Origin of the sequence: Chitinophaga agri, from assembly GCF_010093065.1 — a bacterium.
Lineage (GTDB): Bacteria > Bacteroidota > Bacteroidia > Chitinophagales > Chitinophagaceae > Chitinophaga > Chitinophaga agri.
In genome coordinates this window covers 2411035-2427045 of record NZ_CP048113.1, presented here as the reverse complement: position 1 = coordinate 2427045, position 16011 = coordinate 2411035, and the positions used below count along the sequence as shown (strand labels likewise).

General features: G+C 46.0%; 13 protein-coding genes. 10 read left to right on the top strand and 3 right to left on the bottom strand.

Annotation, left to right across the window (positions count from 1 at the left end):
- The first annotated feature begins 7 nt into the window (after nt 1-7).
- Complete coding sequence (locus GWR21_RS09345; protein WP_162331479.1) at nt 8-739, top strand: hypothetical protein; 732 nt, start codon at nt 8-10, stop codon at nt 737-739.
- A gap of 227 nt (nt 740-966) precedes the next feature.
- Here the strand turns inward: GWR21_RS09345 and GWR21_RS09340 are convergent, their stop codons facing one another.
- Complete coding sequence (locus tag GWR21_RS09340) at nt 967-2286, bottom strand: DEAD/DEAH box helicase (RefSeq protein WP_394367266.1); 1320 nt, start codon at nt 2284-2286, stop codon at nt 967-969.
- 61 nt (nt 2287-2347) lie between these two features.
- Here GWR21_RS09340 and GWR21_RS09335 point away from each other — a divergent pair, with 61 nt between their 5' ends.
- From GWR21_RS09335 to dusB, 4 genes are all read left to right on the top strand, one after another.
- A complete protein-coding gene (locus GWR21_RS09335) occupies nt 2348-2491 on the top strand; it encodes a hypothetical protein (RefSeq protein ID WP_162331477.1) in 144 nt (47 codons plus the stop codon).
- A 53-nt stretch (nt 2492-2544) separates the two neighbouring features.
- Nucleotides 2545-3654: a suppressor of fused domain protein gene (locus tag GWR21_RS09330; protein ID WP_162331476.1), complete on the top strand. Its 1110-nt coding sequence runs from the start codon at nt 2545-2547 to the stop codon at nt 3652-3654.
- Between the two features lie 187 nt (nt 3655-3841).
- Nucleotides 3842-5170: a hypothetical protein gene (locus tag GWR21_RS09325; protein ID WP_162331475.1), complete on the top strand. Its 1329-nt coding sequence runs from the start codon at nt 3842-3844 to the stop codon at nt 5168-5170.
- Between the two features lie 116 nt (nt 5171-5286).
- A complete protein-coding gene (dusB, locus tag GWR21_RS09320; RefSeq protein ID WP_162331474.1) occupies nt 5287-6324 on the top strand; it encodes a tRNA dihydrouridine synthase DusB in 1038 nt (345 codons plus the stop codon).
- Between the two features lie 62 nt (nt 6325-6386).
- On the opposite strand, the gene GWR21_RS09315 is transcribed toward dusB, so the two are convergent.
- Nucleotides 6387-6989: an RloB family protein gene (locus tag GWR21_RS09315; protein WP_162331473.1), complete on the bottom strand. Its 603-nt coding sequence runs from the start codon at nt 6987-6989 to the stop codon at nt 6387-6389.
- Nucleotides 6973-8313: an AAA family ATPase gene (locus GWR21_RS09310; protein ID WP_162331472.1), complete on the bottom strand. Its 1341-nt coding sequence runs from the start codon at nt 8311-8313 to the stop codon at nt 6973-6975. Before GWR21_RS09310 ends, GWR21_RS09315 begins: the two co-directional genes overlap by 17 nt.
- Nucleotides 8314-8616: 303 nt before the next feature.
- Between GWR21_RS09310 and GWR21_RS09305 the strand changes: the two genes are divergently transcribed.
- The 5 genes from GWR21_RS09305 (at nt 8617) to GWR21_RS09285 (ending at nt 15978) form a co-directional block, all read left to right on the top strand.
- A complete protein-coding gene (locus GWR21_RS09305) occupies nt 8617-9135 on the top strand; it encodes a 3'-5' exonuclease family protein (protein WP_162331471.1) in 519 nt (172 codons plus the stop codon).
- A gap of 144 nt (nt 9136-9279) precedes the next feature.
- Nucleotides 9280-10842, top strand: coding sequence for a purple acid phosphatase family protein (locus GWR21_RS09300; RefSeq protein ID WP_162331470.1), 1563 nt, complete (start codon nt 9280-9282; stop codon nt 10840-10842).
- Between the two features lie 5 nt (nt 10843-10847).
- Nucleotides 10848-12560 carry a cytochrome-c peroxidase gene (locus tag GWR21_RS09295; RefSeq protein ID WP_202929074.1) on the top strand — a complete coding sequence of 571 codons (1713 nt, stop codon included), beginning with the start codon at nt 10848-10850 and terminating at the stop codon, nt 12558-12560.
- Between the two features lie 187 nt (nt 12561-12747).
- Nucleotides 12748-15270 (top strand): YfhO family protein, encoded by a 2523-nt coding sequence (locus GWR21_RS09290; RefSeq protein ID WP_162331469.1) that lies wholly within the window; start codon nt 12748-12750, stop codon nt 15268-15270.
- A 111-nt stretch (nt 15271-15381) separates the two neighbouring features.
- Nucleotides 15382-15978: a GNAT family N-acetyltransferase gene (locus tag GWR21_RS09285; protein ID WP_162331468.1), complete on the top strand. Its 597-nt coding sequence runs from the start codon at nt 15382-15384 to the stop codon at nt 15976-15978.
- Nucleotides 15979-16011 lie beyond the last annotated feature (33 nt).

Below are 16011 nucleotides of genomic sequence, written 5' to 3'. Positions count from 1 at the left end.
ATTATTTATGAAGTATGTTTGCGCGCTGTTATTGACATTGGCCTGTTATATCACCTCCTTCGCACAATACAGTGATTCTGTGCATTACTATGCGAGAGCAGCATCTACGGGTTCCATCAATTCTACACAGGATGGCAGGTCATACCTGTTGAATAATAACTTTAAGATAGGTATCAGTAAAAAGAAAATAGCACTGAACGGAAGTGGTGGATGGATCTATGGTAAGCAGGATGGCGTTATCACAAACAATGACTTTGCGTCATCACTTGATTTCAGTCTGTTGCGCGGTGTAAAACAGATCTATTACTGGGGACTGGCCAACTATGACAAGAGTATATCCCTGAAGATCAATGACCGTTTTCAGGGTGGCGCTGGCATTGCATATAATGTAGTGGATAAGAAGAATGTCTATATTTCCCTGAGTGATGGAATATTGTTTGAAAACAGTGATCTGTTCCTGAAGGATACTATCCGGGATGTGTATCATACTTTCCGTAATTCTTTCCGGGTGATGTATAAGTTTGTGATGTTTGATATTGTGACACTTGACGGGACACATTTCCTGCAAAACTCGTTCTCACTGGGAAGTGATTATAATATCCGGTCTACGTCCAATCTATCAGTGCTGCTGAGGAAATGGCTGAGTTTTACAGCGACGATGACGTATAATAAGCTGAACAGAACGGGGAGGAAGAATTTGTTACTGAGTTATGGATTGACGTTTGAACGATACTTTTAGGAAATTGGGAGCCAGGTATCGGGAGTTGCCATGCAGCGAAGATGGAGCATGATATAAGGAAGGTGTATTGTATTGTATACACAAAATAAAACAGGGCGCTTCAGTATATAGAAGTGCCCTGTTGTATTATTGTAAAGAAATCATTACGCTAAGAAATCAATGAGGATTTAAGACATCACATGCGCTTGCAGCATGGCAATTCCTAATACCTCATTTTTCATTCCTGATTAATGCTGCTGTTGTGGTTTTCTCCGCTGTTGCTGTCCATTACCACCACTGTTGCCACCACCATTGCGATTACCGCCACTATTTCCTTTTGCGCCTCTTGGGTTCACTACACCCTGTCTGTTCCTGGAAAATCCACCTTTGTTATCTCTCGGGTGTTGTGGCTTGGGCTTCTGCTGTGGAGCAGGCTTTGGCGCTGGTGTAGAAAGGCTGTCACCATTATGGAATGGCTGCGCAGTGACTACGGGTATTTCAACAGCGATCAGTTTCAGGATGTCTTTCAGGAATGCTTTTTCCTCCGGTTCACAGAAGGAGATAGCGATACCGTTAGCGCCTGCACGACCGGTACGACCTATACGGTGTACATAGGTTTCAGGAACGTTTGGCAGTTCGTAGTTGACAACGTGCGTCAGTTCATCGATATCGATACCTCTGGCGGCGATATCGGTGGCTACGAGTACCCTTGTTTGCTGCGATTTGAAATTATTCAGCGCACGCTGACGGGCATTCTGTGATTTATTACCATGGATCGCTTCCGCCGTGATCTCTGCCTTATTCAGATCTTTTACCACTCTGTCAGCACCGTGTTTGGTACGGGCAAATACGAGTAGTGTTTTGATAGATGCATCTTTCAGAATATGTAGCAGCAGGTTGCGTTTATCATTTTTGCTCACAAAGTAAACGGACTGTGTGATCGTTTCCGCTGTAGATGATACAGGGGTTACTTCCACTTTTGCCGGATTACGGAGAATGGTTTTAGCCAGCGTCTGGATCTCAGGCGGCATAGTCGCAGAGAAGAAGAGGGACTGACGCTGTTCAGGCAGTTTGATGATCACACGTCTTACGTCGTGTACAAAGCCCATGTCCAGCATTCTGTCGGCTTCATCCAGTACAAAATACTTTATATCCCGAAGGGTAATATAGTTCTGACTGATGAGATCCAGCAGGCGACCAGGTGTAGCGATCAGGATGTCAACGCCTCTTTTGAGGGCTTCTACCTGACCATGTTGTGACACACCCCCGAAGATCACGAGGCTTTTCAGATCGAGGAACTTACCATATGCGGTAAAGCTTTCGTGGATCTGAATGGCCAGCTCACGGGTAGGTGTTAATATCAGCGCCTTGATGTTACGAAGGCCTTTACGAGGTTGTTGCTGCTGGTCTTCATGCATTAATTGCAGCAGGGGTATAGCAAATGCGGCTGTTTTACCGGTACCGGTCTGGGCGCAACCAAGGAGGTCTCTCTTTTCGAGTACATATGGGATGGCCTGTTGCTGAATAGGCGTGGGGGCGGTATAGCCCTCGTGCTCGAGTGCCTTCAAAACGGGCTCTATAAGCCTTAACTGTTCAAATGACAAAATCTTTAATTTTTGATGATCAATAGTGGTAAGGCTGTCAGCGGTGGAACTGGTCCTGATGAATGCTGCTGACACTTTACCCGCCTTACTCGCAAGCCTGCACAATGTTTTGAAGGTAACTGCAAAAGCAGTGAAGGAAGAGAATAAAAGTGACGCAAAGGTACACTAAATAAATGATATGCGGTGGCATGTTTTAGGGATAAGTGACTATCTTGCGTAATTATGAGCAACGGACCAACAGTATTGATAGAACAAGCGAATAGCCGCTATACGATGTATGCGGTAGTAGAGCAGGACGAACGGACAGCTTATTTTTACCTGTATCCTGCTGAATTGCAGAGCAAGAAATACCGGATGCGGGCCTGCTGGCTGCGCAATCTGCAACCTGGCCCTGCCCAAAGGGACAGTGTAGCCATGGCAAATGGTGATGCGCCTATGCTGGAAGCGCAGTATTGTAATCATCCGGAAGGAAAGGAACCATTACAGGCAGCACTGATATCCATTGTATGGATGCCTGAAGAAGACGGCGCTGCTGTATTGTACGATGGGGAAATACTCGGTGTTATTCCCGGATGGAGCCTGTATGCAGAAGATCCTGCGGCCTATGCGGCAGATTGTATAGGCGCAGATGGCAATGCGATTGTATTCCCCCTGGGCGCGCCTGGCAAAAATGAACAACATGCGCGTGTCGCAGAAGCGATACGCTTCCGTCAGACATGGGAAGATACGGAAACGCCACAGTGGCCGGTGATACAGCAGCAGTTCATTAGTGCGTACGAAAAGCAATTCGGAGAAATAAAACAATACTTTGCTATAGATAATAACCAATGGCCGCCAATGGCACTTGGTAAGTTTGAAAAAGATAACATCGTTTACTTCCTGACGATGGGGGTGAGTATCCGCTCTATGCCATGGGTGTCTTACCTGTACAATGAGACAGCACCTGCATACAGGAGAATGGAACTGGCGCTGGCTGTCAGCAAAGACGATTACACCGAGGAAGAGATCATGAAAATGGCAGAAGGTATCTCTGCCATAGCGGATATTCCATGGAGACATATCAGCTGGCTGGGAGAGGGGCATACCGTTGGTTCCAGTAAACTGCCGGCACCATTTGAAAGTCTGGTGTTATCTGCGGCACTTTACACGGGTGAAAGTATCGACATGCCGGAAATGTATGGGGATAAGGTCAATCTTTTCTGGGTGAGTCCTGTTACATTGTCAGAAAGAGAATATGCGCATCAGAAAGCCAACGGCGGGTATGAACTATTGGAAAAGATGATCCAGGAAGATATTACGCATATTGTGAAAAAGAGAGACGCCATCGTCTGAGGAAAAGCCCGACCGGCTTCCACGTATTTTTGCCGGAGGAACTGGCTGTAGCACATACATCGGATAACCAATGCCGTAGCAGTAATTCTTTGTCAGCTGTGAAAACCGGAAACGACCGCCTGTACGGACAAAGAGTACGTTCATTTACACTGTATACAATCGGAAACGACAAACACGCTTATAGGAAATGTACATCAAAAAACTCACGAAGCTGGCAGCATGTATGCTGCTGATAGGCGGAAGCGCGCTGAGTGCGTCTGCTCAGGGATTCAGGGATGGTAAGATCTGGCTGAATGAAGATGGCAGTAATTACTTCAAGTTCACACTGGTATCTCAGGTATGGCTCAGAAATACGGATCTGAACCCCGGTTCCACGATCAACGGTTATGAGAAGAATAACTTTACCGATATCGGTATCAGAAGGGCCCGTTTCCAGGCTTTTGGCCAGATAGCGGACAGGGTATTCATCTATTCTCAGATCGGTATGAATAACTTCAACTACTCTTCTGACAGAAAAGCGGGTTTCTTTATCCATGATATCATGGGGGAATATGAGATCGTAAGAAAGCACCTCTCTATGGGAGCAGGGCTGACTGCCTGGAATGGCCTGAGCCGTTTTTCTGCACCGTCAGTAGGTTCTATTCTGGGGCTTGACGCGCCATTATTTGAACAGAGCACTAATGATGTTACTGATCAGTTCCTGCGAAAGCTGAGTATCTACGCTAAAGGTAAGCTGGGTAAACTGGATTACCGGGTAGCAATGAGCAGTCCGATGTCGCCGCTGAAAGCAGCAGGTTATTCTTCTGCAGTAGGTCAGTTTGCTACGTTCTCCGCCAAACCGGCCAAGATGCAGGTGCATGGGTACTTCCAATGGCAGTTCCTGGACCAGGAAGCCAATACGACCGCTTACACTACCGGCACCTACCTCGGTACAAAACGTGTATTCAATATAGGCGCAGGTTTTCAGTACCAGCCGGATGCGATGTGGCGCGCCGGTAACAACAATGACACGATTGAAAGTAATCTGCAGCACTTTGCGGTGGATGCTTACTATGATGCACCTATCAATGCCACTACAGGTACGGCTATCAGCGCTTATGCATCTTATATCAACTTTAACTGGGGCAAGGGCTATATCCGTAATCAGTCGACCATGAACCCGGCAACCGGTAATAATAAGCCGGAGATCCTCAATGGCAGCGGTAATGGCTATCCTTCCTTTGGCACAGGTAACCTGTTGTACGGCCAGGTGGGCTATAAGTTCAAAAACAACCTGATAGGCAAGACCACCCTGATGCCTTACGTGTCTCTGCAGTATGCACATTACGACAGACTGCGGGATAATATGGCTTACTGGGATGGTGGTGTGAACTGGTTACTGAAAGGACATACCTCGAAACTGACTTTGGCGTATCAGAGCCGTCCGGTATACCAGAGTGATGCCGTGGCGCCGGATGCGTTCAAGATTGACCGTAAGGGGAGTTTTGTGTTACAGTACCAGGTGTTCCTGAACTAATTGAATATTAGAAGCATATAAGATAGCCTGGTATACCTACCGGGCTATTTTTTTATCCGGCAGGTGGTTGCCCTGTTTTTCGTAAATTTGCACTCCATTTTTATAAATAAACTACCTTGGTAAAGATCGACAATATTGTGCTGCCTGATTTCCCGCTGTTACTGGCGCCTATGGAAGATGTGAGTGATCCGCCTTTCAGAGTGGTATGCCGGGAGAACGGGGCTGACCTGATGTATACGGAATTTATTTCCAGTGAAGGTCTGGTGAAGGATACGGAGAAGTGTCGCCGGAAACTGGCCATTTTTGACGAAGAACGTCCAGTAGGGGTACAGATCTTTGGCGGAGATGAAGATAAGCTGTCGATGGCCGCCAGGATTGTAGATATGACGCAGCCGGACCTGCTGGATATCAATTTCGGTTGTCCGATAAAAGGCATCGTTGCCAAAGGAGCCGGTTCAGGCGTACTGAAAGACATCGACCTGATGGTACGGCTGACCAAAGCCTGTGTAAATGCCACTAATCTGCCTGTAACCGTGAAAACGCGCCTTGGCTGGGATGAGGATACCAAGAATATTGAAGAGGTGGCAGAAAGGCTGCAGGATGTCGGTATCAAGGCCCTGGCGATACATGGCCGTACCCGTACGCAGATGTACAAGGGCGTGGCCGACTGGGAACTGATCGCTAAAGTGAAGAATAACCCCCGAATACATATTCCCATCTTCGGGAACGGAGATATTGATAGTCCGCAGAAGGCACTGGAATACAAGCATCGCTACGGGGTAGACGGTATCATGATCGGTCGCGCTGCTATCGGTTATCCCTGGATCTTCCGGGAAGTGAAGCATTACATACAGACGGGAGAGCTGTTACCTGCGCCAACGCTGCAGGAGCGGATAGACGTGTGTAAGCGTCAGCTGGAGAAATCTGTGCAATGGCGCGGCGAAGGACCTGGTATATTCAGTATGCGTAAACACTATTTTAGTTATCTGAAAGGACTGCCTGATTTTAAAGGATTCAGGAGCCGGTTGGTGACACCGGTGGAGTCAGCGGCCGTAGTGGATGTACTGGATGAGATAGGACGCGTGTATGCTGGATTTGAGTTTGAGCATAAGCCTATTCAGCTGGTGAATTATCATGAGAATTGTGCGTTGTAAGAGGATGTGAATGATGGACGAGTCCATGTGGAGGTGGTGTTTAATGGATTTTTGGAGCTTTATTATTGCCAGTTATTTCCTAAGAATTGCAATAGCTGGTTAGCCAGCACATAGACCTTCGTGTTATTCTTTTCCGGGAAGTAATGGTCCTTATGCTCATCTGCTTTTCCTGCGTTAGTGGCTGCCACTTTTATCTGTTTAGCGAATGTCTCCTTATTGTAGCCACCTGGTAGTAGCTTATTTAAATTCGTCTTTAACTGTCCGGGAGTTTTAACATTGACTGGAATCGCTTTTAACAGATGGTAATGTAACCACACTTCAAAACAAGGATTACTAATGGCTATATCCCAGTTTGCATCTGTCGTGCAATGCTGATGCAGCTCATTTATATCCCGCCTTGGCCATTTATCAACGTCCAGTACAAACCATACAAGATCTTCCGGCTCTATGCCAAATTTAGTATGGTAAGTAGCGATTCTTTCCTGTAGATATTTTGCGGCAGATTTACCGCCATCACGTTCCACAATTTCAACTTTTACTCTTCTGTTTAAATTATTGAAATAGCGAAAATATTCGTCTTCTCTTTCCCCTTCAGCTACAATGATGAATTTCCGGCAATCTCTGTGTGGTGCTCCCTTTTTATATTCCCTATTCTTTCTCGGCATATTTATCCCAGTTAAGATCTTTTAAATTTCCCAGAAAAGGAATGGCGCCGAATCTGCCAGATAGATACCCTTTACGGATATCAAGATCAGGACGCACATTGAAATCACTCAAAGGATAGAAATGACTTTCTCCGTTTTTGTTCTTTTCTGCAAACCATATTTCATCCTGACGGAACAAGTCGAGATCGAGTAAGTTTGATTCGTGGGTAGTGATGATGAGTTGACCTTTTTTATTGGGAATTTGTTGCACCTTAGTGATAAAATCTTTTAATAAAGAGGGATGTATACTTTGATCGATTTCGTCTATAATCACAGTGACAGGTAATGTCACCAGGAAGTATATCAAAGGAATAAAGTCAATCAGCCTTCGGGTGCCATCTGATTCTTCCCATAATTCAAAGACAGCCTCTTCTCCTCTTTCGTTAACATGACATGAGATTATCTTCTTAACAACAGGAATATCATTCTCCATCAATGCAATTGCATTGCATGTCGATCCAACCGGTAATATTTCTCCGCTTTGAATATCTTTTAATACTTGTTCCCTCTCAGGGATGTTATCTTCTCCAAAATAAACATTTAAAGGGATGGACTGAACATCTAATGTATTTATGCCAGTTTCAAAACTAAAAATCGTTTCATTTATAAATGTTTTGAAATCCTTATTTTTAAGGAATGTATTGATAAAGTTGAAATTCTTGCTTCCCGGAAAAATTATCAACATTGCTTCTGTGATCCACTCAAATGCTACCGTTATTTCCTTGAACTTTTTATCTTTAGTTAAGTGAATAAAGAGGTTACTATTCTTTAAGACATCTTCTTGATAAAACTCTACGCGGAGTTTTTCTTTGGAGGATTTAGTATATTTCGGAGATAGTTTTAATGTTTGTTTTCCTTTATTATTTACAGTGCGTTCAAATATAAGTTCATCCTCTTTTTTGCCATAATGTAGTAGATATAGCCATTCTTCTTTAACCACTCCGGCATTGTAAGACAAGCCATAAGCATATCCTTTTTTGCCTATGATGAACTCAACTTCAAATGTGGTCAGTTGTTCTTTATTTTGTTCATGCCGGAAATAGTGGTCATGTGTAATAATATCAATATTACCTCCAAGTACCATTTCACGGAAGAGAGATAGTGCCCGGAACAGATTACTTTTGCCTGCTCCATTAGCTCCGTAAATAACAGCACTTTTAAGTAATTCAATGTTCGGGAGCTTAACTACGTGGTCTGGATGCCTCCTAATATCACCGGCAAGCATGTTAAACTCAGTCTCTTCATTAAAAGAAAGAAAGTTTTCTACGGTGAATCTGATTAACATAATAGTATTTTTACGTAATATATGTTATAAAATTCAGGCTATTTATCATAATTACCAAAAAATACATTGTTTATAACGAATATTTCGTTGCAGATTGCTAGATAGTTGCCTTTGCTATTAAAAAATATCTTCATACCTTTGCCCCCGTTTATAAACACTATTTCAGCCCAATAAGCACCCTGAAGATCCTCTATACCTAACCCCGGCTAAGACAAACAGTATCCGCAGGCTCCTTCCGGGACTGGAACGCACACAGGAGATATCCCTGTCAAAATCAATTTATTACTTTAAAAACGAAAGAACATGGCCTACATTATGGTTGATGTGGAAAGCGATGGCCCTATTCCCGGTGATTATTCAATGATCTCATTTGGTGCGGTCAGAGTAGACAATACATTGAATAAGACATTCTACGGTAAACTAAAACCCATTTCAGAGAAGTTCATTCCGGAAGCACTGGCGGTATCCGGGCACTCAAGAGAGGAAACCCTTTCTTTTAACGATCCCCGTAAGGTGATGGCTGATTTTAAAGCCTGGATCAACAAAGTGGCAGAAGATCGTCCTATTTTCATCAGTGACAATAACGGTTTCGACTGGATGTTCATCTGCTGGTACTTCCATCACTTCCTGGGTGAAAATCCTTTTGGTTTCAGCTCCCAGAACCTGGGTAGCCTGTACAAAGGCATAGAACTGGATACGTTTAAAAATTTTAAACACCTGCGTAGAACGCGACATACCCACCATCCCGTGGATGACGCGAAAGGTAACGCAGAAGCCCTCCTGACAATGAAAGAGGAAATGGGGCTGAAAATTAAGCTCTAGGCATTCTTAACATCAAATACGGCAGATCGCTGTATGTACGCCGGAACGGCTGCATGCATGCGGTCTTTTTTATTTAACAATAAATTCATACGTTATATAGCCGGATAAAATTTTAAATTGAGTACCTCGCACAAAATTTTGATGATGGGTATATTACGATCCTGCCTGTTACTGGGTGGTTTAATGGCTGGTAGTCTGATAGCAACAGCACAATCAGAAGATGATTTATCGGTAAAACTGATCCGCGGACCTTACCTACAGGCTGCATCAGATCATAGTATCACACTCCGCTGGCGCACGAACGTGGCTACGCGCAGCCGTGTGCTATATGGCGCTGCATCCGATGAAACAGCGCAGCAGGTGAATGATTCCGCCCTGACTACAGAACATATCGTAAGACTCGACGGCCTACAGCCACATCACCGCTATTTCTATAAGATAGGCGATTTTAAAAAGATCTTTCAGGGAGATAGTGCCAACTATTTCTACACCCTGCCTGAACGTGGGAAAGAAGGCGTATACCGTATCGGCGCATTCGGTGATTGCGGTAATAATTCTGTTAACCAGCGTAATGTAAAGAACGCCGTACTGAGTTACCTCGGACAGCACTACCTGGACGCCTGGATACTGTTAGGCGATAATGCCTATAACAGTGGCACAGATGCTGAATTTCAGGCAAAATTCTTCAACGTATACAAAGACGATCTGTTAAAGAGATACCCGATGTTCCCGGCGCCAGGTAACCATGATTATAATGATCAGGATTTCCCCGGCGCTGTTGAAACAGCACAACGTACACATCAGACTGCCTACTACCAGAACTTCTCCATGCCCACCAAAGGAGAGTCAGGTGGTGTGGCTTCCAATACACAGGCGTTCTATTCCTTCGACGTCGGTAACATCCACTTCCTGTCGTTAGACTCCTACGGAAAAGAAGCAGATCAATATCGTTTGTATGATACTCTCGGCCCGCAGGTACAATGGATCAAACGTGATCTGGAAGCCAATAAGAACAGACAATGGGTGATCGCCTACTGGCACCATCCTCCGTATACAATGGGTTCTCACAACTCTGATACTGAAGATGAACTGGTACACATCCGGGAGAACTTCATCCGCATTTTAGAGCGCTATGGTGTAGACCTGGTATTGTGTGGACATAGCCATGATTACGAGCGTACCCGCCTGATCAAAGGACACTATGGTATGGAGGAGACTTTCAGCGCTGCTACACATAACCTGAGCCAGTCCTCCGGTGCATATGATGGTGCTGACAATTCCTGCCCTTATGTAAAAGACGCCAGCAATCAGGGTACTGTATATGTACTGAGCGGCTCTGCTGGTAAACTCGGTGGTACACAACCCGGCTATCCGCATAAAGCCATGCAGTATGCCAATGCCACTGATGGTGGTGCCACACTGCTGGAAGTACAGGGTAACCGCCTTGACCTGAAATGGATCTGTGCAGATGGTGTGATCCGTGACCGCTTTACGTACATGAAAGAAGTGAATAAACACAATGTATTACACGTAAAAGCGAAAAGTAAGGTGACCCTGACTGCTTCCTTTACGGGTAGCTATCAGTGGAGTGAAAAAGGACAACAAACACGCAGTATTATTGTAGCACCACGTGCTGGTAAAACTGAATATACGGTGACAGATAAAGAAGGTTGTCTGAAAGACACATTTACGATCATTGCTAAATAATATATATGAGACGTAAGCTGGCGTTCACCTGTGTACTTGCATTACTGTCAATAGTGGTAGTGTTCACTTCACAAGGCGAACGCCAGTCTGCAATCGCAGAAAATACAATTACATACTTTAAGCGGCAGCAACCGCTGTTTGCCGCCAGCACGCTACAACTCCGGCAAAGTATAGCTACCCTGAAAGCAGGAGATAGTACCTCCCTGTTTGCGGCCCGTCAATCGCTGCGCATCTGCAGGATACATTATAAGGCGATCGCTTTTTTCCTGGAATATTTCTTTACCAGTGAGGCTTATGTATTTAATGCTCCTGCCAAATATGAAATAGAAGAGCCCTACATCGAATATGAAGAACCTGTAGGTTTACAACAGCTGGAAGCGCTGCTCCACGACCCGCACGTGTTTGACCGTAAAAGCGAGCTGGAAGCACAGGCCACCGTGCTCGTACAAACTGCACAGGACCTGCCCGCATTATTATACAAGTTCTCCGTTACAGATCAGCAGGTAATGGAAAGTATACAACAGGAGCTGGTACGTATCATGGCGCTGTACATCACCGGTTACGATGCCCCCCTGTTGAAAAGTGGTATCCCGGAGGCGGCTGCTGCATTAAAGGCGATAGATACGGTACTGATGGCCTATACGGGCGTACTGAAGAAAGACAGTATCGGATATTATCTGCGGCAGGGGATTGACAGACTGGACGCCCATCCTGACTTTGACAGCTTTGACCGTTTAGCCTTTCTGGTGAATGATGCTTTGCCGCTGCAAAGATTACTGCTGCATAAACAACAGGACCTGTTCAGTCCACAAACTTTGCCACAAACCCAGTTCCCACATACCAGTATGAGCGGTGATACAGCCCTGGGCAGAAAACTATTCTCTGAGAAGGCATTGTCTGGTAATTATACCCGTAGTTGCGCTACCTGTCATCAGCCGGAGAAGTATTTCACAGATGGATTGTCCAGGAATACTGTCATTACGGGCAATGGTATGCTGCCGAGACATACCCCGGGGTTACACTATACTGCCTACCAGTATTCACAATTCTGGGATGGCAGGGCCGGTAGCCTGGAAGAACAGGTATTGCAGGTATTGCATAGTCCGCAGGAAATGGATAGCCGCGATGATACACTTTTACAGCGGCTGCACCGGCACCCGTCCTATCATTCCCTGACATTGCCACAGGTACAGGCGGCCCTCGCAGCATACCTGCGTACGCTGGCTCCGTTTAATGCTCCCTTTGACCAGTACATGGCGGGAAACAGGCGGGCCCTGACTGCGGAGCAGCAAACGGGCGCCAATATCTTTATGGGCAAGGCACAGTGTGCTACCTGTCATTTTGTGCCGTTATTTAACGGCCTGATCCCGCCACTTTACAACCGGACAGAATTTGAAGTGCTGGGAACGCCTGCAAATGATGACCTGTTACATCCGGTGGCCGATTTTGACAGTGGCCGGCTGGCCTTTTTCCCGATACACTTTTACAGGGGTGCCTTCAAGACACCCACTGTGCGTAATACGGCGGTGACCGCTCCCTATATGCATAACGGGGCATTCCGGACGCTGGAACAGGTAATAGATTTTTATGATAAAGGCGGTGGAAATGGTATCGGACTGTCTGTGCCCAACCAGACCTTATCCGCCGTGCCCCTACAGCTGACAGCAGCAGAAAAAAAGGCACTGATCGCTTTTATGGAGGCGCTGACTGACAGATAAATACCCCAGACCCCGCTATAACACTTTGAAAGATTAACATTTAAGCATAAATTGCCTCCCATTATTATTTTAAATAATAGTATAAGAATCAATATCATCTCAAACAACGGCATAGGCGTATACGAGTTCGCTGATTCAGAAGAATTTATGTCTGTCCGTAAAACCGTATTGTAAACAACAAAGATCTATGAACAGTTTTTCCTGGAAGAAGATCATCCCTCATGTAATTGCGATTTCCGTCTTTCTGATCGTTGCATTGGTCTATTGTAGTCCCGCCCTGGAAGGGCAGGTGCTGCAGCAGACCGATATTGTGCACTGGAAAGGTATGGCGCAGGATGCCTTTAACTATAAGGCGGTCCACGGGCATTTCCCTTTATGGAACACGCATTTGTTCAGTGGTATGCCTAACTACCAGGTGACCATGGATACAAAAACACTCCTGCCTGACTTTGGCCGTATGATACAGCTGTATCTGCCTAAACCCGCGAGTTATTTCTTCGTGGCCTGTTTATGCTTTTACATCCTCGGAATGGCCTATCGTGTGAATGTACTGGCAGCAGTACTGGGTAGCCTTGCTTTCGCCTACGCAACATATGATCCGATCATTATATCCGTAGGTCACGAAACCAAGATGCTGGCGATTGCCTACATGCCTGGTTTACTGGCAGGTATGGTATTGATCTTCCGGAAAAAGTATATACTTGGTCTGGCGGTGGCTGCACTCTTTGCTACGCTGGAAATTGGAGCAGGACACCCGCAGGTGACTTACTACCTGCTGATCACCCTGGGCATCATGACCGTAGGATATATCATCAACTGGGTGATGCAGCGCGATTTCAAACACCTGGTCATCTCTTTATCACTCGCTATACTGGCAGGTCTGATCGGTGTGGGTAATACTTCCCAGAGCCTGCTGACCACCTACGAGTATTCCAAATACACCATGCGTGGTGGTAAAACAGTAGATCTTTCTGAGGATGGTAAACTAACGCAGACTAAAACGAAAGGCCTGGATGAAAACTATGCTTTTCAATACAGCTTTGGCGTAGGAGAGACCTTTGTACTCGCTATGCCTGGTGCATTCGGTGGCGGATCCGGTGAACACCTGGACGCTGATTCCAAAGTTGTTGAAAAACTGACCAGTCAGAACATTCCGGAAGCGCAGGCCAGTCAGCTGGCAACCAGCCTGCCAAGATACTGGGGTGGCGTATCGCCATTCACGGCAGGCCCTCCATACAGCGGTGCAATGATCTGTCTCCTGGCAGTAATAGGATTTTTAGTTTTAGGCATCGGTGAAGCCGGTGTTTCTGTCAGTAATGTAACCCGCTGGTGGATCCTCGGTGCTATCGTCTTCATGCTCTTCATTTCATGGGGTAGCTATTTCATTGGATTCAACAAGGTGTTATTTGATCACCTGCCGCTGTTCAATAAATTCAGAGCACACTCACTGGCACTGATCATCCCGCAGCTGCTGTTGCCACTGCTGGCTGTACTGGCAGTTGACAAGGTACTGTATGCGGAGAATGCGAGAACATTACTGCAACAGCATTTTAAGAAGATCATCTACGCAAGCGGCGGTGTCATTGTACTGGCTGTACTGATGTACCTTTTCAATGATTATAAAGGCGCCTATGATACACAGATCATGGATAGCTTCACGCAACAGGCAGGTGCTGATCTGGCTCGCCAGATCCTGGATGGTATGATCGCGGACAGAAAGGCCATGTTTGGTTCCGGTATCTTCCATCTGTTATGGATCTGGGCGGTGATCATCGGTCTGTTCTACCTGTACATGAAAGATAAGATCAAGCCGGCCATCATTGTGGGTGTGTTCATCGTACTGAACACAGGCGACCTGCTGGTAGTGGCTAACAAATACCTGAATAAACAAAACTACCAGGACGCTTCCAGCTACCAGGCGGGTAACTTTGCGCCAACGGCAGCTGACCAGGAGATCCTGCAGGATAAAGACCCTCACTACAGGGTATTAAACCTGTCTACAGGTGATCCTTTCAATGATGCGATCACTTCCTACTACCACCGTTCTGTAGGTGGTTACCATGCCGCGAAACTGCGTATGTACCAGGATATCATTGAGAACCAGTTTGCTAAACCAGGCGTAGGCCTGAATATGGGACTGCTCAATATGCTGGATACCCGTTACGTGATCACCCGTTCCCAGGACCAGCAACAGCCAGCACCGGTTGTACAGCGTAATCCGGATGCCCTGGGCGCTGCCTGGTTCATCAAACATATCAGCTATGTAAATGGCCCTATTGAAGCGATCAAAGCCCTGGATCATCTGAACCCGAAGGATACCATGATCATGGACAATGCCTTCAAGGTGGCAGGTAGCGAGCAGCCGGTATTTGATTCCTTGGCTACCATTAAACTGGTAAGCTACGAGAACGATGCTATTAAATACGCGACCAGCGCTAAGAGCAATCAGTTTGCGGTATTGAGTGAGGTCTACTATCCGGAAGGATGGAAGGCTTACATTGACGGTAAGGCAACAACTTACGCAAATGTGAACTACATCCTGCGTGGTATTGCCGTTCCGGCAGGAGAGCATAGTATCGAGTTCCGATTTGAACCTGCTTCCTACTACACGGGTCAGACGCTCGTGTATATCGCGAATATCCTGCTGTGGTTAACAATTGCAGCCAGCATCTTTGTGCTGTGGAGACAAAGCAGACAAGCAAAAGCATAGTCAGTATCACTGATGATGATAAACGAAAAGGCCGCCTTGATCAACAGGGCGGCCTTTTCATTTATCCCTGATCCAGTATATTTGTGTTCACGTATCTGAAAAGCAATTAAAATGGCACAATTCAATGTCTCCGATCATGTCGTTCTTGAGGATGAAAGAGTGATCCTGCGTCCACTCGTACTCGCTGATGATGACCACCTTATACCGTTTGTCAACACGGAACCGGAGATCTGGAAGTTCTCTACTGTGCCACCAACAGGTCCCGGCGGTATGCGGGAGTATATCCGTGCGGCCACAGAAGCCCGGAAGGAAGGGAAAGAGTACCCCTTTATTGTATTTGACAAGCAGTTACAGCGTTACGCGGGTAGTACCCGCTTTTATGATATTCAGCTGAAGAACAGTATGTTGCAGTTAGGGTACACCTGGTATGGGAAAGACTTCCAGGGTACAGGTCTGAATAAGCATTGTAAGTTTTTACTGTTGCAGTATGCTTTTGAAAGGATCGATATGGAAAGAGTAGAGTTCCGTGCTGCGCATACGAATGAAAGGAGTATTGCGGCGATGAAGCGTATTGGTTGCACCGTGGAAGGTATCTTACGCAATTGTGCCGCCAATGCAGATGGCTCCAGGAGAAGCAGCATCATATTAAGCATCCTGAAAGATGAGTGGTTCGGTCATGTGAAAGATGGTCTGCATAAACAACTGTAACAGCCTGGCGCAGCAGTAACTATTATGTTAGTC